Here is a 21,267-nt window from a genome sequence, read left to right as displayed (position 1 = left end):
CTCCCGGGCCGTCGAGGAGGGGGCCGCGGCGGAGGACGTCGGCGCGGAGCAGCCGTCCGCCCCGCGCCGTGCGGCGGTGGGCGACGGGCCGTTCAGCGGGCCGCCCACCCGGGCCAGCGTCAGCCTCGGGCCCGGCGCCGCCGCGGTCGGCGAGGAGCTGGACGCCGATCCGGTCAACCCCCAGCTGCTGCTGCTCAGCGACGTGGGCGCGCGCATCGGCACCACGCTCGACCTGGACCGCACCGTGCACGAGGTCTGCGACGTCGTCATTCCGGGCATCGCCGACTTCGCCTGCGTCGAGCTGCGGGACCGTCTGATCTCCGACAGCGAGTCGCCGCGCGAGCGCCCGGACGACGAGACGCAGCTGCGCCGCGTCGCCTGCTCGTTCGGCCAGAGCACGCTGCCGTGGAAGCACCTGGTCACCGAGGGGTCGCTGGTCACCCTCGCCGGGGAGACGCCGTCAGGCTACGCGCTGCAGGGCGGCCGTCCGGTGCTGGTCCCCCGGCTCGATCCGGCCACGGCCGAGGCCTGCGCGTCCGGGCGCGGCGGCCCGGGGCTGACCTCGCTCTTCGAGGGCCGCTCGATGCTGACGCTGCCACTGGCCGCGCGCGGCACCGTGCTCGGCGTGCTGACCCTGCTGCGCGACGCGCACCGCCCCGCCTTCGACGAGGCCGACGCCTCCTACCTGCGCGAGCTCGCCGCCCGCGCCGCGCTGTCGATCGACAACGCCCGCCTGCACCGGATGGAGGCGCGCACCGCGATCACGCTGCAACGCTCGATGCTGCCGAGCCGCCCGCCGCGCATCCCCGGCGTCCAGGTGGCCCACCGCTACCTGCCGGGCGACCGCCGGGCCGAGGTCGGCGGCGACTGGTTCGACGCGGTGCAACTGCCCGGCAGCCGCGTGGCGTTGGTGGTCGGCGACGTGATGGGCCACGGCCTGCACTCCGCCGTCGCGATGGGCCGGTTCCGCACCGCGATGCAGACGCTGGCCGCCCTCGACCTGCCGCCCGGTCAGATCCTGCGGCACCTGGACAACCTGTCGCAGCGTCTGGGGGACGACCACCTCGCCACCTGCCTGTACGCGGTCTACGACCCGATCGCCCGCACCTGCACGATCGCCTCGGCCGGCCATGTGCCGCCGGTGCTGGTCCATCCGGACGGGCGCGGCGAGCTGCTGGAGATCCCCTCCGGCGCGCCGATCGGCGTCGGGGGGGTGCCCTTCGCCTCCAAGGAGGTCAAGGTGACGGACGGTTCGATGCTGGTGCTCTGCACCGACGGCCTGGTGGAGATGCGCGGCGGCGACATAGGGGACGGCCTGGCCGCCCTCTGCGGTGACATCGTCGACCCGCGGCGCAGCCCGGAAGAGGTCTGCGACACGGTGCTGGAACGCCTGCACACCGAGGACCGGGGCGACGACCTGGCGCTGCTGATCGCCCGTTTCGACGGCATCCCGCCGCAGGACGTCATCTCCTGGTCGCTGGCACTGGACGCCAGCGAGGTGCGCCGGGCCCGTAGCCTGGTGCACGACCAACTGACACGCTGGGGCCTCGCGGAGCTGTCGGAGCTGACCGGACTGCTGGTCAGCGAGCTGGTGACGAACGCGCTCCGGGTGGCCAAGGGGAGCGTCGAGCTGCAGCTGATGCGGGTCGGCAAGCTGCTGGTCGAGGTCAGCGACGACGACCACAACCTGCCGTCGCTGGAGCCCTCGGAGCTGCTGGACGAGGAGGGGCGCGGCCTCGGGCTGGTGAGCCAGCTGGCCTCGCGCTGGGGCACCAGCCGCAAGGCGGTCGGCAAGGTGGTCTGGTTCGAGCTGCCGCTGCCGGTGCAGCAGCCCGTGCCGCCGTTGCCGCCGCTCGCGGGACGGTCGTAGTCGGGACTCGCGCAGAGGAGAGCTTGGTTGTATAGTGCAACCATGCATACCGTTTCCGCGCGTTCGCGCATGGAGAGCATCGACTCCATCCAGCGCGAGCTGACCGCCTTCTCGCGACGCGCCCGCGCCATCGCCTCGCAGATCCACCCCGGGCTGACCCTGGTCAGCTACGCGATCCTGGACCACCTGCGGGACGTCGGCGGCTGCCGCGGCACCGATCTGGCCGGTCACTTCCTGCTGGACAAGTCCACCGTCAGCCGCCAGGTCGCCACCCTGGAGAAGCTGGGCCTGGTCGAGCGCAGCCCCGACCCGGAGGACCAGCGCGGCCAGATCATCCACCCCTCCGAGACCGGCGCCGAACTGCTGCGCAAGGCCGGGGAGCAGCGACGCCAGGCCTTCCTGAACCGCCTGGCGCACTGGTCCGACGACGACGTCGCCGTCTTCGCCGACCTCCTCGAGCGCTACAACGCCGAGCCCCGCTGACCGGGCCCGACGAACGCGATCCGGTGACCGGGCCTCGGTGAACGCGTCCGGGAAGGTGAACATCCGCCGCACGTTGACCTGGAATCCTTGACAGCCCCCGGCGCTCGCGCACATCGTAGACGCAACAGTCGCGATGTATCGCGTTTAGTTGGGGGATGCACTCACATGAACCAAGTCCGGCGGCTCGCCGCCCTTCCGGCCGGCCGCAGAACCAAATGGGTCGTCCTCGCGCTCTGGGTGCTGGCCCTGGTGGCCCTCGGCCCGCTCGCCGGGAAGCTCACCAGCGCGGAGAACAACCAGACCTCCAGCTGGCTGCCGGGCAGCGCGGAGTCGACCAAGGTCGTCAACCTCGAAGGCCACTTCGTCTCCAGCACCGCGTCGCCGACGATCATCGTCTACACGCGCGACAGCGGGATCACCCCGGCCGACGTCCAGAAGGCGACCGCGGACACCGCGTCCTTCGCCAGGGTCAGCCACGTGCTCGGCCCGGTCCAGCCGCCGCGTCCCTCCGCCGACGGCAAGGCGCTGCAGACCACGGTCATGATCGACCTGTCCAAGGACGGCTGGAACAACCTCGGCCCGGCCGTCGACAGCATGCGCACCATCGCGACGACCGGCGACCCGGGCCTGCGCGCCCACGTCGGCGGGCCCGGCGGCTACGGCGCCGACCAGAGCAAGGCCTTCGCGGGCATCGACGGCACGCTGCTGTACTCCACCCTGGCCGTCGTCATCGTGCTGCTGCTGCTCACCTACCGCAGCCCGACCTTGTGGCTGCTGCCGCTGCTCTCCTCCGGCCTGGCCCTCACCGCCGCCCAGGGCGTCATCTACCTGCTGGCCAAGAACTCCGGTCTGACGGTCAACGGGCAGAGCCAGGGCATCCTCACGGTGCTCGTCATCGGCGCCGGCACGGACTACGCCCTGCTGCTGGTCGCCCGCTACCGCGAGGAGCTGCGCCGCCACGAGGACCGCCATGAGGCGATGGCCGAGGCACTGCACCGCGCCGGTCCCGCGATCCTGGCCTCCGCGGCGACGGTGGCCGTCTCCATGCTGTGCCAGATGGTCGCGGAGATGAACTCCACCAGCGGCCTCGGTCCCGTCTGCGCCATCGGCGTCGGCGTCGCCCTACTCGCCATGATCACCCTGCTGCCCGCACTGCTGGTCATCTGCGGCCGCTGGGTCTTCTGGCCGGTCCGCCCGGCGTTCGGCTCCGCCGAGCCGACCGAGACGGGCATCTGGGCCAGGATCGGCGGCGGGATCGCGCACCGTCCGCGGATCGTCTGGGTCGGCACCGCGCTGGCGCTGGGCGCGCTCGCCCTCGGCATGCTCGGCCTGAAAGCCGACGGCCTCTCCACCGCCGGCTCCTTCACCAACACCCCCGACTCGGTCGCCGCGCAGACGGTCATCGACGCCCACTACCCCGCCGGCACCGGCTCGCCGCTGCAGGTCATCGCCAACGCCTCCGCGGGCGACCAGGTCGCCGCCGCCCTCAGCCGTCTCGACGGCCACGGCCTGACCGGGGTCACCCCGCCGGTGAGCCGGAACGGGCTGGCCTACGTGACCGCCACCCTCACCAACGCCCCGGACAGCAACGCCGCGGAGAACACCGTCGACGCGGCGCGCACCGCCGTTCACGCGGTGCCCGGGGCGAACGCCTACGTCGGCGGTGACACCGCCGTCCGCCTGGACGTCCAGCGCGCCTCGAACCACGACAACCAGGTGATCATCCCGCTGGTGCTGGGCGTCGTCCTGCTCATCCTCGGCCTGCTGCTGCGGGCGGTCGTCGCGCCGATCGTGCTGATCCTGACCGTCGTGCTCTCCTTCGCGGCGGCGCTCGGGATCTCCTCGCTGGCCTTCACCCACCTGTTCCACTTCCAGGGCGAGGACAACGCGTTCCCGCTGTTCGTCTTCGTCTTCCTGGTGGCGCTGGGGATCGACTACAACATCTTCCTGATGACCCGCGTCCGTGAGGAGTCCGCCAAGCGCGGCACCCGCGGCGGCGCGCTGGCGGGTCTGGCGGCCACCGGCGGCGTCATCACCTCCGCGGGCCTGATCCTCGCCAGCACCTTCGGCGTCCTCGGCACCCTGCCGATCGTCGGCTTCGCCGAGATCGGCTTCGCGGTCTGCGTCGGCGTCCTGCTGGACACGTTCGTGGTCCGCTCGATCCTGGTCACGGCGCTGGCCATGGACCTGGACCACCGCCTGTGGTGGCCCTCGTCGCTCTCCCGCGAGCGGGCGCCGCTGGGCACGGCCGAGCGCGAGCAGGTGGCGGCTCACTGAGTCCCCGGGGGCGCGGGGCTCCGCCGGCGAGCGGAGCCCCGCGCCCCTGTCGTCGTGGCCGACGCGCGGTCAAGATCCCCCCGCCCCCGCCGACTGCCGCTTACCCTCCTGCAATGGCTGACAAGTTGCCCAAGAAGGTCTACGAGCAAGAACTCTTCCGCCTCCAGGCCGAGCTGGTCACCCTTCAGGAGTGGGTGCGGGCCACCGGCGCGCGGGTGGTCGTCGTCTTCGAGGGCCGCGACGCGGCAGGCAAGGGCGGAGCCATCAAGCGGGTGACGCAGTATCTGAACCCGCGCATCGCCCGGATCGCCGCGCTGCCCGCACCGACGGAGCGCGAGCGCAGCCAGTGGTACTTCCAGCGCTACATCGCCCATCTGCCCGCCGCCGGCGAGATCGTCCTGTTCGACCGCAGCTGGTACAACCGCGCGGGCGTCGAGCGGGTCATGGGCTTCTGCACCCAGGACGAGTACCACCGGTTCCTGCACCAGTGCCCGATCTTCGAGCGGATGCTGGTCGAGGACGGGATCATCCTGCTCAAGTACTGGTTCTCCGTCAGCGACCGCGAGCAGGAACGCAGGTTCCGCGCCCGCCGGGACGACCCGGTGCGGCGCTGGAAGCTCTCCCCGATGGACCTGGAGTCCGTCACGCGCTGGGAGGACTACTCCCGGGCCAAGGACGAGATGTTCGTCCACACCGACATCCCCGAGGCCCGCTGGAACGTGGTGGAGAGCGAGGACAAGAAGCGGGCCCGGCTCAACATGATCGCTCACCTGCTCTCCGCCGTCCCCTACGTCGAGCAGCCCGCGCGCAAGATCAGCTTCCCCAAGCGTCCCGCCCCGACGGGCTACGTCCGCCCGCCGCGCGACGAGCAGCACTACGTGCCGGACCACGCCGCCGGTCTGCAGAAGGGCTGAGGCCGCACACGACGGCGCCGCCGCGCCCTCCCCGACGGGAGGACACGGCGGCGCGGTCGGGACGGACGGCCGTCAGCCGGTGTAGTAGCCCACGACGGTGGCCTGGATCTGCTCCGGCGCGCCTCCGTTGACCGAGAGGTCGACCGCACCGGAGGCGTCCACCGGCACCATGACCATGTTGGTCACGGTGTGTCCGGCGACGTTCCAGAACAGCGAGCCGGTGGTCGCCCTGGCCCCGTTGCCGGGGTAGACGCCGAGCCAGCCCGCGCCGGTGCCGCCGAAGCCGCCGACCTGGAGCAGCACGCCCTTGGCGTTCGCCGGGACGCCGCCGTTGCCCGCGACCGGCAGCGTGACGACGCCACCGGGCTTGATCGCGGTCGTGGTCGGGACACCCACCGCGTAGGCGGTGTTGAGCGCCGGGAACGGCTGCATCGGGACGAAGTGCTGCCCGGCGCCCGCGACGGTGTAGCCCTCGACGACGGCGTTGACGACCATCGGGGCCTTCGCCCAGTTCTTGAAGTCGATCTTGCCGTCGCTGCCGACCGCGACCTGGACCAGGTTGGACATCATGTCGCTGTTGGGGCCCCAGTACAGCACCGAAGCGGCCGGCGGGGTGCCCTTGTCGGGCCAGGCGCTCAGCGAGCCGCCCACGGAGGAGCGCATGGCGCTGATGTTCAGCAGGACCGAGGTGGTGCCCGTCGGCACCACCTTCCCGGCGACCGGGACGCTGACCGTGCCGCCGGCAGGCATCGGGGCCGTGGTCGGCTGGCCGATGCCCTTGGCCGTGTCGAAGGCCACGACCTGCGAGGTGGTCGGCGTCATCAGCTGACCGGTCCCGGCCTGGTAGTAGCCGAGCACGTCGGCGTAGATCCCGGTGTTGCCGGCGCTGGAGTTGTAGAAGTCCACCGCGCCGCCCTGGCCCAGGCGAACCACCGCGGTCTTCTGGATGATCTGCGGCGCGTTCCAGAACACCGCGCCGGAGTTGGGTCGGGTCGCACCGTGCGGCCAGGCCTGGATCGAGCCGGTCGCCGACGCCTGCGACAGCGCGCCGACCTGCATCAGCACCGCGGTCGCGTTCGCGGGGACGCCGAGCTTGCCCGCGATCGGGACGCTGACCGAGCCGCCCGCGGGAATCGGCGTCGTGCCGGTGCGGCCGACGCCGGCCCAGGTGGCCAGCACCCGGGTCTGCGTGGGAAGCGGCGTGTAGCCCAGCGTCGCCGGGGCAGCTCCGCCGCTCAGGACGAACGACTGGATCGTGTGCGCGTCGTACATCGAGCCCGTGCCGCCGGAGAAGGCGACGTAGGCGTAGTCCGGCAGGGTCGCCGCCACGTTCAGCTGCTGCACGCCGTCCACCCAGACCAGCACATGACCGCCGGTCACCTGCACATCGACCTGGTGCGTGCCCTGGCGCAGGGCGGTGGCGAGCCGCGCCGTGCTCAGGTAGTCGAGCGTGGTCGAGCCGTAGGTGCTGTTGGCGACGCCGACGAAGTTGCCGTAGCCGGGCTTCGGGCTGTAGGCGGCCGCGTCGAGGCCGACAACGACCCCCGACTGCCCGGCGATGCCGAGCGCGCCGCCGGTCGTGCCGAGCGCGTTGGTGTGCGCCCGGGAGGCGTCCAGCAGGGAGAAGGCCACACCGTCACCGCCGGTGCCGGGGCCCATCTTGACAGTGAAGGTGGCCCGCAGGCCCTCCGTGCGCACCGCCTGCTTGAAGACGGCGCTGCCCTTCTGGTACGCCGTGGCGGGGTTCAGCTGGATGCTGCCGTCGCCCGGCAGGACGGTTGCGCCGTTGGCCTGCCAGGTGGCGCTGGTCGCCCCGGTGGAGTCGGCGGACCCGGTGGCGACGCCGGTGAGGTTCTCCAGCATGGCGCCCTGCGGGGTGCCGTCGCTGTTCACGCCGTCGCCGGTGACCTCGTACGAGGCGGTCAGCGTGCCCGCCGTGGTCGGCGCGAAGGTGACCGCCTGCTTGGCCGACTGGTCCGGGCCGATGACCAGACCCTCGGACAGCTGCACCGGGCTCGTGTAGTCGCCGTTGGGCGCCTTGGCCTTGGTGACGGTGACGGGGACGTTGCCGTCGTTGGTGATCGTGAAGGTCTGCGTCTTGGAGCTGCCGACCGGCACGGTCCCGAAGTCGAGCGTGGCCGGCGAGAGGGTCAGGTGCCCGTGACCGACGACGGAGGTGCCGCTCATGGTGACGGTGATGGAGCGTCCGCTGGCCGCGGTCACCCCGATCGTGGAGATGTCCTGGGTGCCCGCCACGGCGGAGGCCGCCGTGGGCGTGTAGGTGACCGTGGCGACGAAGGACGCCCCGGCCTTGACGGTGTCACCGACGTTCGGCATCCCCGTGGCGGTGAACGGTCCGGTCGGCGCGGTGACCGCGCTGATCGTCTCGTCCGACGTGCCGGTGTTGGTGAACTGGATGTTCTCCGTCTCGGTCGTGCCGGTGGGCACCACGCCGAAGGCCGGGTCGTTGGGCAGCGCCCCGAAGCCGGGGTTGGTGCCGACGCCGTGCAGGGAGAAGACCAGCTTGGACCCGTCGGACAGGGTGGCCGTCAGGGTGCCGTTGGTGCCGCCGGTCGTCGTCGGGGCGAAGCCGATCTGCAGCGGCAGGGTGCCGCCGGAGGCCAGCGCCTTGGACGCGGTGAGCTGGGTCACGGTGAACGGCGCGGTCGCCGAGACGCCGGTGACCGTCACCGCCTTGGACGCCGTCAGCGTCATCGGCTGGCCCGCCGTGGTCCCGACCTGGACCTGGCCGAAGTCGAGCGGGTTGGCGTTCAGGGCCGTCGTCGCCGGACTGCCGAAGCCGTACAGGACGCCGTCACGGGTGCCGACGTACACCTTGCCGTTGTCGGCGGTCGGGGTGGCGAACTTCGCGGCGGTGCCGACCGGGGCGGACCACAGCAGCTGGAGCGTCCCGGTGCCGTCCGGAGTGGCGCTGTAGGCGCGCAGGGTGCCGTTGGCGCCGGCCGCGTTGTCGGCGGAGACCATCCACACGATGGCGGAACCGTCGTTGGTGCCGTCCGAGGTGACCATCGGGGAGCCCGAGGTGTAGCCGAAGACGTCCTGGGTCTGCCCGGTGGCCGTGAGGCTCGGGTTGGCGTCGCTCGAGTTCAGGTGCAGCGCGCGCAGCGGACCGCCGTTGCCGATCAGGTACACGTAGCCGCCGTCACCGCCCCAGAACGCCGGGTGGCCCCACTGCCCCTGGAAGGGCCCGGAGACCCCGACGAGGGCGTCCGTGCCGTTCGGGCCCTGTGCCTGGCCGCCGAGGTTGTCGCGGTCCAGCAGGAAGACGCGGCCGTCCTTGCCCTGCTGCACGAGCAGGTGCGGGTGGTTGGCGTTGCCGTAGCCGTCGGGCAGCCCCATGGGGGCGCCGGAGGCGATGTCCTTGTCCGTCAGGTCGAGCGTGGCCGCGTTGGCGGGGCTGAAGAAGTCCGCCGTGGACAGGGCGCCGCCGGCGCCGACCTGGAGCCGGACCACGGACTCGGCCAGGGTGCCCTGCGCGGTGGCGCCCGGCGCGGTGGTGCCGGGCCCGGCCACCGGGCTGATGCCGTTGCCGGTGCTGAAGAAGATCCGGCCCGAGCCGTCGGACAGCAGCCCCCCGCCGGACTGCCAGATGCCGGCGCCGCTGGTGCTCGCGCCGGTCTCCGAGGCCCACATGGAGGTGATGTTGTGACTGGTGGTGCTCACGCCGACGACGTAACCGCGGTACGGCTGCTTGTCGCAGTGACCGCCGAAGCCCGCGTAGACGACGCCGTCGAGCAGCAGCAGGCCGGGCCGCTGCATCTCGTAGTAGGCGTTGAACGGCGCGCCCGGCTCGTTGGCCGGAGCGCCCTGGATGGTGACCGGCCAGCCCGCCTTCTCCGTGCCCGAGGTCGGGTCGACGGCGTGCATCAGGTAGCTGGGGTGCAGGTGGGTGGCGGTGCCGTCGTCGACCTTGGTGGTGAAGTACAGGGCGTTGCTGGTGGGGTCGTAGACGGGAGTCCCGGTCGCGCCGATGTTCGGGGCGAGGTCGCCGCAGGCGATCGCGGACGACGGCCACGGGGCGCCGTAGTTCTTCTTCCAGAGGATCGCGCCGGTGTCCGGGTTCAGCGCGTACATGCTGTTGCTCTCGGTGACCGCGATCACCTCGTGGTCGACCACGAGCGGCTGCGCGTAGATCTGGCCGTCGAGCGCGGTCCCGAAGAGCTTGCCGAAGGTGGAGGACTCGACCGCGGCCGGGGAGAGCGAGCTCTCCGCACCGTCCCAGTTCGTCCGCAGGTTGTTGAAGCCGTTTGTGTACTCGTCGGCCTGGGAGGCCGGAGCGATGACGCTGATCAGACCCCCGATCAGGGCGGCGGCGGCTATGGAGCCGCCGATGGCGCGCCGCTTCGCCTTGCTCCTGCGGCGATGCGCGCGTCTGGGCCCAGGTTGTCCGGACATGCCGGTGCCCCCCTCATGACGTGATGATCATGGAGCCCGGCACGGTCACAGGCCCCACGTAAGCTGAAAGCCAGAAGTTCTTACCACTTTGTTGGGCGTGTCAGCTTGTCCGGCCCCCCTTTCGTCCCCGGACCGTTATCCGAGCCACGAAATCTCTGAGGCTTAGGCCGCCCAGGGCGGTGAACGGGACAGCAAAAAGGCGCCTCTCGCGTGACTTTCGTCACATGAGAGGCGCCTTCGCGTTGTGCGCGAGGGGGGAGTTGAACCCCCACGCCCTTTCGGGCACTGGAACCTGAATCCAGCGCGTCTGCCTATTCCGCCACCCGCGCATCTGGGTGATGTCGTGGACTCTACCGAAGTCCCCCCGGAGCTTTCAAACCGGTTGTTCCCGGCTCGTTCAGCTCCGCGTTTTCTGCGGTGTCGCCTTCCGACGAGAAGAACAGTAGCACGTCGGAGGGGGTGGAATCACATCCGCCCGGCTCGGGCGCCCGACGCCGTGCAAGCGGAGCCCGGCCGAATGAGTGAGACTCGGATGTCCCCGCTCTGGGCCGGGTACGAGTCCACTGGCATCCTGCTGTCGGCTCCACGGCCCGAAGCGCGGACGAGGAACCACACGTCCGCCCCGGGCGTAGATACGATCTGTAAGGCAGACAAGCAGCAGCCGCCCCGCGCCAGCGCCGGGTGGGACGACGACACCCGACGGAAGGGGGTGCCCCGTGGGAGCCCTGAAGAAGTTCGAGCAGCGGCTGGAGGGCTTCGTCAACGGCGCCTTCGCCAAGGTGTTCAAGTCCGAGGTGCAGCCTGTCGAGATCGCCGGTGCGCTGCAGCGCGAGTGCGACAACAACGCCAGCATCTGGAACCGGGACCGCACCGTCGTCCCCAACGACTTCATCGTCGAGCTCAGCCCGCACGACCACGAGCGGCTCAGCCCGTACTCCGGGCAGCTCGGCAACGAGCTGGCCGGCATGGTGCGCGAGTACGCGCAGGCCCAGCGGTACTCCTTCATGGGCCCGCTGAGCGTCCAGTTGGAGCGCGCGGAGGATCTCGACACCGGGCTCTACCGGGTGCGCAGCCGGATCCAGGCCAACGAGGCCGCCCAGGCGCCGGCCCAACCGCAGTACCAGCCCCAGCCGCCCGCCGCCCCCTACGGCGGCCGGGCACAGCAGGCCTGGCAGCCGCAGCCCGCCCAGCCGCCGATGGCCCCGCCGCCCGCCGCGCCGCCGCTGCCCGGCATCGACGGGCCCACGTCGTTCACCGGCAACCCCTCCCAGCGCCCCGGCGAGGGAGGCCCGCAGGCCTTCCCCGGCGCGCCCACCCAGGCGGCCCCGGTGCAGGGCCCCGTCGGCGCCAACACGCGCCGCTGGCTGGAGCTGAACGGCCAGCGCCATCAGCTGGACCGTCCCGTGCTGGTGCTGGGCCGCAGCACCGAGGCCGACATCCGCGTGGACGACCCCGGCGTCTCCCGCCGGCACGCCGAGGTCCGGGTCGGAAACCCGAGCATGGTCCTCGACCTGGGGTCCACCAACGGCATCGTCGTCGACGGCCAGCACACGACTCGCGCTACGCTCCGCGACGGCTCACGGATCGTCGTGGGCAGTACGACCATCGTCTACCGGCAAGCCGAAGGGTGACGCGGGGCACATGTCAGAGCTGACCCTCACGGTCATGCGGCTCGGGTTCCTGGCCGTGTTGTGGCTGTTCGTGATCGTCGCGGTTCAGGTGATCCGCTCCGACCTGTTCGGCACCAAGATGACCCAGCGCGCGGCCACGACCGCGCGACGCGGCGGGAACCCGACCACCGCCCGTCAGTCCACGGGCGCGGCCGCGCCCCAGCAGCGCCAGCAGGCGCCCGCGCAGCAGCCGCGGCAGCGCCGTGGCGCGCCGACCCACCTGGTGATCACCCAGGGCTCGCTGGCGGGCACCACCGTCGCGCTCCAGGGCCAGACCATCACGCTGGGCCGGGCCCACGACTCCACGATCGTCCTCGACGACGACTACGCGTCCTCCCGGCACGCCCGGATCTTCCCGGACCAGAGCGCCGGCTCCTGGGTGGTCGAGGACACCGGCTCGACCAACGGCACCTTCCTGGACGACATGCGCCTCACCGGCCCGAGCCCGCTCCAGCCGGGCTCGGCGATCCGGATCGGCCGCACCGTCATCGAGCTGCGGAAGTGACGCGTCGATGAACCAGCGCACGAACCACGGCGGCGGCTCCCACGGGCCTGACCCGCAGGAGCGACGGGCCCTGGTTCGACCGCGCAGGCGACCAGGGCCGTACGATGCAGCAACGCACGCTGCACCGGGGCATCGCGCAGGGGACCGAGGGAAGGGGGCGGACGGCACATGAGCCTGGTGCTGCGATTCGCCGCCGGTTCGCACAAGGGCATGATCCGCGAGGGCAACGAGGACTCCGGCTACGCCGGTCCCCGCCTGCTCGCCGTCGCGGACGGCATGGGTGGACAGGCAGCGGGCGAGGTCGCCTCGTCGGAGGTGCTGTCCAGCATCGTCGAGCTCGACGAGGACGTCCCCGGAACCGACCCGATGGCCGCCCTCCAGGGCGCCGCGGAACGTGCGAACGAGCGGCTGCGCGTCCTGGTCGAGGCCGATCCGAGCCTCGAGGGCATGGGCACCACGCTGACCGCCCTGCTGTGGAACGGCCAGACCGCCGGCCTGATCCACATCGGCGACTCCCGCGCCTACCTGCTGCGTGACGGCGTACTGACGCAGATCACCACCGACCACACCTGGGTGCAGCGCCTCGTCGACGAGGGCCGGATCACCGAGGAGGAGGCCTCCACCCACCCGCAGCGTTCGCTGATCATGCGCGCGCTCATGGGCACCGGCGAGGTCGAGTCGGACCTGTCGGTCCGTGAGGTCCGCGCCGGCGACCGCTATCTGCTCTGCTCGGACGGCCTGTCCGGTGTGGTCTCCCACCAGACGCTCGAGGAGACGCTCGGCAGCTACTACGCGCCCGAGCAGACCATCGCCGAGCTGATCGAGCTGGCGCTGCGCGGCGGCGGCCCCGACAACATCACCTGTGTCGTCGCCGACGCGCTGGACATCGGCGACGTCGGCGAGCACGACGCGATGGCCGCGCACTACGACCTGGCCCCCGTCGTCGTCGGCGCGGTCGCCGAGGGCAACGCGCTCGGCCACCACTCCGTCGCCGACACCCCCGCCTCCCGTGCCGCCTCCCTCGGCCGCGCCCCCGGCGCGACCGGCGCCGAGGGCTACGGCGAGGGCGAGGACGGCCGCTCCGGCGGCTACCAGGAGTACGGCGAGTACGAGGCCGGCTTCGACGACGACTACGAGCCCGAGGGCCGCCGAAGCCGCCGCCGGGCGAAGGAGAAGAAGCGCCGCGGCTGGGTGCTGCCGACCACGCTCGGCGTCGCCCTGCTGGCCCTGCTGAGCGTCGGCGCGTACCTCGGCTACCAGTGGACGCAGTCGCAGTACTACGTCGGCGTCAACGGCGACCATCTCGCCATCTACAAGGGCGTCTCGCAGAACCTGGCCGGGTTCAAGCTCTCCTCCGTCTACGAGGACCACCCGGACGTCGCGGTCAAGAACCTGCCGAGCTTCGAGCAGAAGAACCTGCAGACGCCCGTCACCGCGACCGGCCTCGGCGACGCCCAGGGCAAGATGACCTTCTTCAAGCACGAGGCGACGGTCTGCCAGCAGGTCCGCACCGCGAAGACGACGCCGGCGCCCAGCCCGACCCCCTCGCCCAAGCCCTCCGAGAGCGGCAAGGCCGGCACCCACCCCGCGGCCTCCCCGAGCGCCTCCCCCTCGCCGCAGGCCTCGGCCACCCCGACCCTCAGCTCCTCGGACCAGACCCTGGCGCAGCAGTGCGTGGCCTCCTGAGCCGGCCCCTCGGGCAGGCGGGAGCCCCGGCGCCACCCGGTGGCGCGACCTCACGGGGGAGCGGGCACTGACGTGACCGCTGTGGAGAGCCGTGCTGTCGCGTGGGCCCCGCAGGGGCCCGCGCCGGTCCGTCGGAACACGGAACTCTCCCTGCTGGTCTTCGCCGCCCTGGTACCGGTGCTGGCGTACGCCGAGACCGGTCTCGCCCTGGACGGCCGGCTCCCGGCCGGCATGCTCGGGTACGGCCTCGGGCTCGGATCCTTCGTCCTGCTCGCGCACCTCTGCGTGCGGCGCTTCGCCCCGCACGCGGACCCGCTGATGCTTCCCATCGCGGCGCTGCTCAACGGCCTCGGACTGGTCTTCATCTGGCGCCTCGACAAGGCCAGGGAACTGCACCCGAACTACCCCGCCGCGCAGAACCAGCTGCTCTGGTCGGGCCTCGGCATCGCGCTGTTCATCGTCGTGATGGCGCGCCTGAAGGACTACCGCAGGCTCCAGCGCTACACCTACCTGTCCGGCTTCGCCGCCCTGCTGCTGCTCGCGGCGCCGGCGTTCTTCCCGGTCCGGGCCGGTGACTTCGGGGCGCGGATCTGGATCCACCTCGACGGCTTCTCGATCCAGCCAGGCGAGTTCGTGAAGATCCTGCTCCCGGTCTTCTTCTCCGGCTTCCTGATGGTCAAGCGGGACGCCCTGGCACTGGCCAGCCGCCGCTTCCTCGGGCTGTACCTGCCCCGCGGCCGCGACCTCGGACCGATCGTCGTGGTGTGGGCGCTCAGCCTGCTGATCCTGGTCTTCGAGACCGACCTCGGCACCTCCGTGCTCTTCTTCGGCATCTTCGTGGTGATGCTCTACGTCGCCACCGAGCGCACCAGTTGGGTCCTGTTCGGCGTGCTGATGGCCGGGCTCGGCTTCTGGGCCGTCGCGCACACCGAGGGACACGTGCGCGGGCGGATCGACGAGTGGCTGCACCCGCTCGCGGCCGCACCCGGGGCCGGCGTCGGGCAGATCGGGCAGGCGCTGTTCGCACTGGGGTCGGGCGGCGCGCTCGGCACCGGGCTCGGGCAGGGGCACTCGTGGCTGATCGGCTTCGCCGCCAAGAGCGACTTCATCCTCGGGACGATCGGGGAGGAGATCGGCGTCACCGGAGTGATAGCGGTCCTGCTGCTGTACGGGCTGCTGGCCGAGCGCGGGCTGCGCACCGCGCTGGCCGCCCGCGACCCGTTCGGCAAGCTGCTGGCCGTCGGGCTCTCCGCCGCGTTCGCGCTGCAGGTCTTCATCGTGGTCGGCGGCGTCACCGGCCTGATCCCGCTGACCGGCATGACACTGCCGTTCGTCGCCCAAGGCGGGTCCTCGGTGATCACCAACTGGGCGCTGGTCGCGGTCCTGCTCAAGATCAGCGATCTGGCCCGGCGGCCGGCTCCCGGGGAGCCGCTGCAACCGGGAACACCGCCCTGACCGTCATGGGGACATAGGGCGCCGATGTAGGGTGCCGATGGTCAGGATCCCGAACGCCGCCGGAGTGAGCGCCACGTGAACAAGCCGATCCGCAGGGTCTCCGTGTTCTGCATGCTCCTGGTCCTGGCGCTGATGATCCGCGCCAACTGGGTCCAGGGCCTGGACGCGAGCGCGCTGAACGCCAACGTGCACAACAAGCGCACCGTCATCGAGGCCTACAGCTACCCGCGTGGCGACATCATCGTCGGCGGCACGTCGGTCACCAAGGACCTGCTGGTCAACGGCAACTACTACAAGTACCGCCGGGCCTACGTGAACGGCCCGATGTACGCGCCGATCACCGGCTACTCCTCGCAGGCCTTCGGCTCCAACCTGCTGGAGAACGTCGAGGACCCGATCCTGTCCGGGAACGACCCGCGGCTCTTCTTCCGCAACGCCCTCGACACCCTGACGGGCAAGCAGAAGCAGGGCGGCGACGTCGTCACCACGATCGACCCGAAGGTGCAGCAGGCCGGCTGGGACGGGCTGCAGGGCAAGAAGGGCGCGGCCGTCGCGCTCGACCCGTCGACGGGCGCGATCCTCGGCCTGGTCAGCTTCCCCTCCTACGACCCGTCCAGCATCGCGGGCGTGACCAGTGACTTCGCCTCGAACTGGAAGAAGCTGACCGCCGACCCCGACCAGCCGATGCTGAACCGGGCGCTGCGCGCGACCTACCCGCCCGGCTCGACCTTCAAGCTGGTCACCGCCGCGGCCGCGCTGGAGACCGGCAAGGTCACCGACATCGACGCGTCGACCGACTCCCCGGACCCGTACATCCTGCCGGGCACGAACAACCAGAAGCTGGTCAACGAGGCCGGCGACACCGGCTGCCTCAACGCGTCGCTCAACGCCGCGCTGGCGATGTCCTGCAACACCGTGTTCGGCAAACTGGGCGCCGAGATCGGCCAGCAGCGGATGCTGCAGGAGGCCCAGAAGTTCGGCTTCAACAACTCCTCGATGACGATCCCGGTCGGCGTCACCGCCAGCAACTTCGACACCACCATGGGCCCCGCGCAGACCGCGCAGTCCTCCATCGGCCAGTTCGACACCCGGGCCACTCCGCTGCAGATGGCCATGGTCGCCGCCGCGATCTGCAACAACGGGACGCTGATGAAGCCCTACCTGGTCTCCGAGGAGCGCTCGGCGAGCAACTCGGTCATCTCGCAGACCTCCCCGACCCAGCTGTCCCAGGCCACCACCCCCGACGTCGCCGCCAAGCTGCAGACGATGATGGTCAACGTGGTCAAGAACGGAACCGGCACCACCGCCCAGATCCCGGGCGTCGAGGTCGGCGGCAAGACCGGTACCGCCCAGCACGGCGTGAACAACGACCAGAACCCCTACGCCTGGTTCGTCTCCTGGGCCAAGTTCGGCGGCAAGCAGATCGCGGTGGCCGTCGTGGTCGAGGACAGCGACACCGCCCGCGGCGACATCTCCGGCATGCACCTGGCCGCGCCGATCGCCAAGAGCATGATGCAGGCCTACCTCGGCAAGTGACCGGTCGGAGCGACCGCCGATGCGGCCGCCGAAGTGGCCGCCGAGGCGACTCGCGGGGCGGCCGGTGAAGCGACCCGCCGAGTGACCTCCGTCACGCCGATGTCCATGGGCCGAACGGTGGGTGACGGAAACCACGTTCGGTGTGTTCGTCCAGCGCAGACGTATTCCAGTCTTGTATCAGGTCGTCCGACGAATCCGCTTTGACTTGCGAGCCCGGTAGCGTATCCGCAGCAGCGGTCTGTCCGCCCGCGCCACATTCCACGCGGGGGCGGCTGGGCAGACCGGAGAGTGGAGAGGGCTCGAACCATGGAAGAACCGCGTCGCCTAGGCGGCCGGTACGAGCTGGGCGGCGTTCTCGGACGCGGCGGCATGGCCGAGGTCTACATCGGTCATGACATCCGGCTCGGGCGCGCCGTCGCCGTCAAGACGTTGCGGACCGACATGGCCCGCGACCCGTCTTTCCAGGCCAGGTTCCGGCGAGAGGCGCAGTCCGCGGCGTCGCTGAACCACCCCTCGATCGTGGCGGTCTACGACACGGGTGAGGACTACATCGACGGCATCTCCATCCCGTACATCGTGATGGAGTACGTCGACGGCTCCACGCTGCGCGAACTGCTGCACTCCGGCCGCCGGCTGCTGCCCGAGCGCGCCATGGAGATGTGCATCGGCATCCTCCAGGCCCTCGAGTACTCGCACCGCAACGGCATCGTCCACCGCGACATCAAGCCCGCCAACGTCATGCTGACGCGCACGGGCCAGGTCAAGGTGATGGACTTCGGCATCGCCCGCGCCATGGGCGACGCCGGGATGACCATGACCCAGACCGCCGCGGTCATCGGCACCGCCCAGTACCTCTCGCCCGAGCAGGCCAAGGGCGAGCAGGTGGACGCCCGCTCCGACCTGTACTCCACCGGCTGCCTGCTCTACGAGCTCCTCACGGTGCGCCCGCCCTTCGTCGGCGACTCGCCCGTGGCCGTGGCCTACCAGCACGTGCGCGAGGAGGCCCAGCCGCCCTCGTACTACGACCCGGAGATCCGGCCGGAGTACGACGCCATCGTGATGAAGGCGCTGGCCAAGGACCGCGACTACCGCTACCAGTCCGCGGACGAGATGCGCGCCGACATCGAGCGCGCCCTCGACGGTCTTCCGGTCGCCGCGGCGGCCGCCCCCACCATGGCCCTGGGCATGAACGGCTACGGTCAGCAGGCCGACGGTCGCACCATGGCCATGCCGCCGGTCCCCGGCGGCGGCCAGACCAGCATCCTGCCCGGCCGTGGCCAGGGCTACGACGCCGGCGGCGACGGCTACGAGCCCGGCGGCTACGACGACGGCTATGACGACGGCTACGGCGGCCGAGGCGAGCGCCGCCGGGCCGCGAGCGGCGGCGGCGGCAGGAACAGGAACACCTCGGTGATCGTCCTGATCGTGGCCGCGGTGCTGGTGCTGCTCGGCGCGTTCTTCGTCACCAAGTCGATGTTCGGCGCCACGCCCTCGCAGAGCATGCAGGTGCCGTCGCTGACCAACCAGTCCTTCGCCGGCGCGCAGCAGATGGTCCAGAACAGCTTCGACGGCAAGGTCAAGCTGGTGAAGGGCACGCCCATCCAGTGCGACGCGAACACCGCCACGAAGGGCAACGTCTGCAAGCAGAACCCTGCGGCCGGCACGACGATCCAGCAGGGCGGCACGATCACGGTCCAGCTGAGCAGCGGTCCGCTGACGGACGGCGTCCCGAACCTCGACGGCATGACCGTCGACCAGGCCACGCAGGCGCTGAACCAGCAGGGCTTCCAGCTCGGCCAGACGACGCAGAAGTCGTCCTCGTCGGTGCCGAACGGCCAGATCATCAGCTACTCGCCGACCGGCAGCCAGCCCAAGGGCTCCACGATCGACATCGTGGTCTCCAGCGGCCAGGCGCTGGCGACGGTCCCGAGCGACCTGGTCGGTCAGTCCTACGACCAGGCCTGCGCCGAGCTGAAGTCCCAGCACCTGAACTGCGCCAAGCAGATCCTCCAGCAGGCCGACCCGCAGTACGGGGCGAACTCGGTCACCCAGGTGATGTACAACGGCCAGGCCGCGGCGGGGCAGCAGGTGCCGGACGGCACGGCGATCCTGCTGGTGGTCAACCCGGACGCCGCCGCGACCGACCAGGGCGCGACCGGCAGCACCCCTACGGGCGGCCAGACCGGCGGCCCGACGACGGGCCAGACGGGCGGCACCGGCCTCATCGGCGGTAACGGCAACGGAAACGGCAACGGCGGCTGGCCCCCGGGCCAGGCCAACGGCGGCGGCTGACCCCGCAGGTCTGCCGCCTGCACCTTTCCAGGCGCGCGGGGCTGTGCCGAACTGCGGCTACGCCGCGGGGCGGCGCGACAAGCCACCGCGAGTGACGAGTCGCACAGCGAGCACGGCCATCCGCACAGGGTGGTTGCTCGCGCAGTCCCCGCGCCCCTGGCTTTTGCCAGCCGCCCGGCCGCAGATCCCCCCACTCGTGGCGTTCCGCATGGCAGACTGGCGCGGTGATCCCCGTCACCCCGCTCTCCGACGCCGCGGGCTTCGTGCGCGCACACACCCGGCTCGCCCCCGCCAGTCCGGGGTTCCTCACCGAGGTGCGACTCCATCTCGCCGACCGGGTCTTCGAGTTGTGGGAGGAGACGGAGAGCGCGTCCGGCCGGGACGAGGCTCCGCCTCCCTTCTGGGCGCAGGCCTGGGCGGGCGGGCTCGCGCTCGCCCGGTACGTGCTGGACCACCCCGAGACCGTCGCCGGCAGGCGCGTCCTGGATCTGGCGTCGGGCTCGGGGCTCGTCGCCGTCGCGGCGCTGAAGGCGGGCGCGGCCGCCGTGACGATCAGTGAGATCGATCCCTTCGCGCTCGACGCCGCCGCCCTCAACGCCGACGCCAACGGCGTCACCCTCGGGCCGACGCTCGGGGACGTCCTGGACGCCGACCCGGCGCCGGACGCGGACGTCGTGCTCGTGGGGGATGCCTTCTACGAACGCACCATGGCCGCCCGCGTCCTCGCGTTCCTGCGCCGGGCACAGGAACGCGGGGCGACCGCACTGGTCGGCGACCCGGGCCGGACCTACCTGCCGCGCACCGAGTTCGACGCCCTCGCGACCTACGCGGTGCCCGTCCAACGGGAGTTGGAGGACGCGGAGATCAAGCAGACCACGGTGTGGAAACTCGCCTCCGGGGGCCCCACCCTCACTCGCGCCGTCGTCGGCGCAGCCTGAGCCCGCGCTCCTCACGCAACTCGGAGAGCTCCTCCCGGACCCCGGCCAGCGTGTCCTGGACGTCGTCGAGCTTGCCCTCCGTGGCGGAGACCTTCACGCTCAGCGCCCCCGATCACCTCCGTGTGGGGCTTCAGCCGGGCGTCGATGCGCGTGTCGACGATCTCGCAGGCGACCCCCCGCGGCCGTGGTGGCCGCAAGCTCGGTGACGTACCGGTCGAGCACGCCGGGGCCGGTCCGCGCCGTGCCCTCGGCGTGGTGACGTGCATGTCGTCGGGCAGCTGCTCCAGCGCCTTGACCTTGGTCAGCGCCTCGACGCGGCCGCTCACGCCGGCGCCCGGTCCGGGATTCCAGCAGGACTGCCTGATCGTGGGTACTCATCGTCGCCCCGGAATCTCATCCGTTCGGCTCAACGAGCCGCCTCACCGGCGGTCACGGCCTGCGGAGGAATCAGATGACTAGTCAGCCCGACGTCAGGGCGGAGGGTGTGCGGCCCGCGCTCTTGGGGAGGTCCTCGACGAGCCTGCCCCACACGGCCATGCGGTACGTCGAGGTGAACTCGGGCGTGCAGGTCGTCAGGGTGATGTAGCGGCCCGGGCCCTTGAAGCCGCTCTGCGGGGGGACGGGGGCGATGACGGAGACGTTGTTCGGGGAGGTCTGCGGCAGGGAGCCGGTGACGACGTAGGTGTACCAGTCGTAGGCCGTCTCCACGACGATCTTGTCGCCCGGGACCAGGCGCGGGATGTAGCGGAACGGCTCGCCGTGCGTGTTGCGGTGGCCGGCCAGGGCGAAGTTGCCCGAGCTGTCCCACGGGAGGGCCGTCTCCTGGGCGCCGGTGTAGTGGCCGACGAGTCCGTTGTCGAGGATGGACGTCTTGTCGGTGCCCTCGGCGATCGGGGTCTTCACGTCCAGCTTGGGGATGTAGATGATGGCGAACTTCGTCCCGAACGGGATGGAGTCCGAATAGGGCGGGTGGCTCTTGGCCGTCGCGCCGCCGCCCCACTGGTGCTCCAGCGTCGACGCCTGCCCCTGCGCGTACGCGTCCGCGCGGACGTTGGTCCACCACAGCTGGTAGGCGACGAAGAGGATCATCACCACGCCGAGCGTGATCATCAGCTCGCCGAAGACCCGCACCGCGACGATGCCGGGGCCGTCCTGGCGCGCCTTCGCCGCGCGCCGCCTGGCCGCGCGGCCGGCGCCGACGGGAGCGGCGGGAGCGGCCTGCGGG

General features: G+C 71.4%; 14 protein-coding genes and 1 tRNA gene. 11 read left to right on the top strand and 4 right to left on the bottom strand.

What is annotated here, in order from left to right; translation table 11 throughout:
* The 4 genes from TR48_RS34835 to ppk2 form a co-directional block, all read left to right on the top strand.
* The coding region (locus TR48_RS34835) for an ATP-binding SpoIIE family protein phosphatase (protein ID WP_052443295.1) at positions 1-1,870 on the top strand (1,870 nt) is incomplete at its 5' end.
* Positions 1,871-1,912: 42 nt separating this feature from the next.
* On the top strand, positions 1,913-2,353 hold the full coding sequence (locus TR48_RS34830) for a MarR family winged helix-turn-helix transcriptional regulator (RefSeq protein WP_042374578.1): 441 nt from the start codon (positions 1,913-1,915) through the stop codon (positions 2,351-2,353).
* 165 nt (positions 2,354-2,518) lie between these two features.
* A complete protein-coding gene (locus tag TR48_RS34825; RefSeq protein WP_042374577.1) occupies positions 2,519-4,630 on the top strand; it encodes an MMPL family transporter in 2,112 nt (703 codons plus the stop codon).
* Positions 4,631-4,743: 113 nt separating this feature from the next.
* A complete protein-coding gene (gene ppk2 / locus TR48_RS34820) occupies positions 4,744-5,544 on the top strand; it encodes a polyphosphate kinase 2 (protein WP_042374576.1) in 801 nt (266 codons plus the stop codon).
* 72 nt (positions 5,545-5,616) lie between these two features.
* Here the strand turns inward: ppk2 and TR48_RS34815 are convergent, their stop codons facing one another.
* Together TR48_RS34815 and TR48_RS34810 are read right to left on the bottom strand one after the other, a co-directional pair.
* Positions 5,617-9,960, bottom strand: a complete 4,344-nt coding sequence (locus tag TR48_RS34815; protein ID WP_052443294.1) for a choice-of-anchor D domain-containing protein — start codon at positions 9,958-9,960, stop codon at positions 5,617-5,619.
* A gap of 245 nt (positions 9,961-10,205) precedes the next feature.
* Positions 10,206-10,289: transfer RNA gene (locus TR48_RS34810), tRNA-Leu, on the bottom strand.
* A gap of 387 nt (positions 10,290-10,676) precedes the next feature.
* Here TR48_RS34810 and TR48_RS34805 point away from each other — a divergent pair.
* The 7 genes from TR48_RS34805 to TR48_RS34775 all read left to right on the top strand — a co-directional run bounded on the left by TR48_RS34805 (position 10,677) and on the right by TR48_RS34775 (position 20,042).
* A complete protein-coding gene (locus tag TR48_RS34805) occupies positions 10,677-11,591 on the top strand; it encodes an FHA domain-containing protein (RefSeq protein ID WP_042374575.1) in 915 nt (304 codons plus the stop codon).
* Positions 11,592-11,601: 10 nt separating this feature from the next.
* Positions 11,602-12,135, top strand: a complete 534-nt coding sequence (locus tag TR48_RS34800) for an FHA domain-containing protein FhaB/FipA (RefSeq protein WP_042374574.1) — start codon at positions 11,602-11,604, stop codon at positions 12,133-12,135.
* A gap of 168 nt (positions 12,136-12,303) precedes the next feature.
* A complete protein-coding gene (locus TR48_RS34795; RefSeq protein WP_042374573.1) occupies positions 12,304-13,821 on the top strand; it encodes a PP2C family protein-serine/threonine phosphatase in 1,518 nt (505 codons plus the stop codon).
* 72 nt (positions 13,822-13,893) lie between these two features.
* On the top strand, positions 13,894-15,276 hold the full coding sequence (locus TR48_RS34790; protein ID WP_042374572.1) for an FtsW/RodA/SpoVE family cell cycle protein: 1,383 nt from the start codon (positions 13,894-13,896) through the stop codon (positions 15,274-15,276).
* Between the two features lie 75 nt (positions 15,277-15,351).
* Positions 15,352-16,812 (top strand): peptidoglycan D,D-transpeptidase FtsI family protein, encoded by a 1,461-nt coding sequence (locus TR48_RS34785; protein WP_042374571.1) that lies wholly within the window; start codon positions 15,352-15,354, stop codon positions 16,810-16,812.
* A gap of 306 nt (positions 16,813-17,118) precedes the next feature.
* Positions 17,119-19,104 carry a Stk1 family PASTA domain-containing Ser/Thr kinase gene (pknB, locus tag TR48_RS34780; RefSeq protein WP_052443293.1) on the top strand — a complete coding sequence of 662 codons (1,986 nt, stop codon included), beginning with the start codon at positions 17,119-17,121 and terminating at the stop codon, positions 19,102-19,104.
* A gap of 224 nt (positions 19,105-19,328) precedes the next feature.
* A complete protein-coding gene (locus tag TR48_RS34775) occupies positions 19,329-20,042 on the top strand; it encodes a class I SAM-dependent methyltransferase (protein ID WP_201777196.1) in 714 nt (237 codons plus the stop codon).
* Here TR48_RS34775 and TR48_RS46460 read toward each other — a convergent pair.
* Positions 20,014-20,139, bottom strand: coding sequence for a hypothetical protein (locus TR48_RS46460; protein ID WP_268873619.1), 126 nt, complete (start codon positions 20,137-20,139; stop codon positions 20,014-20,016). The genes TR48_RS34775 and TR48_RS46460 overlap by 29 nt on opposite strands.
* Positions 20,140-20,501: 362 nt before the next feature.
* Positions 20,502-21,267: class E sortase (locus TR48_RS34770; RefSeq protein ID WP_042374570.1), on the bottom strand; the 766-nt coding region annotated here is incomplete at its 5' end.

The sequence above is a fragment of the Streptacidiphilus neutrinimicus genome, assembly GCF_000787815.1.
Lineage (GTDB): Bacteria > Actinomycetota > Actinomycetes > Streptomycetales > Streptomycetaceae > Streptacidiphilus > Streptacidiphilus neutrinimicus.
Note: the sequence above shows the minus strand (reverse complement) of the source record. Positions and strands in the feature narration are given on the sequence as shown.

Coding starts and splice junctions, on each gene's coding strand:
- TR48_RS34815 (WP_052443294.1), bottom strand. CDS start 9,960: ATGTCCGGACAACCTGGGCCCAGACGCGCGCATCGCCGCAGGAGCAAG.
- TR48_RS34825 (WP_042374577.1), top strand. CDS start 2,519: ATGAACCAAGTCCGGCGGCTCGCCGCCCTTCCGGCCGGCCGCAGAACC.
- pknB (WP_052443293.1), top strand. CDS start 17,119: ATGGAAGAACCGCGTCGCCTAGGCGGCCGGTACGAGCTGGGCGGCGTT.
- TR48_RS34830 (WP_042374578.1), top strand. CDS start 1,913: ATGCATACCGTTTCCGCGCGTTCGCGCATGGAGAGCATCGACTCCATC.
- ppk2 (WP_042374576.1), top strand. CDS start 4,744: ATGGCTGACAAGTTGCCCAAGAAGGTCTACGAGCAAGAACTCTTCCGC.
- TR48_RS34800 (WP_042374574.1), top strand. CDS start 11,602: ATGTCAGAGCTGACCCTCACGGTCATGCGGCTCGGGTTCCTGGCCGTG.
- TR48_RS34795 (WP_042374573.1), top strand. CDS start 12,304: ATGAGCCTGGTGCTGCGATTCGCCGCCGGTTCGCACAAGGGCATGATC.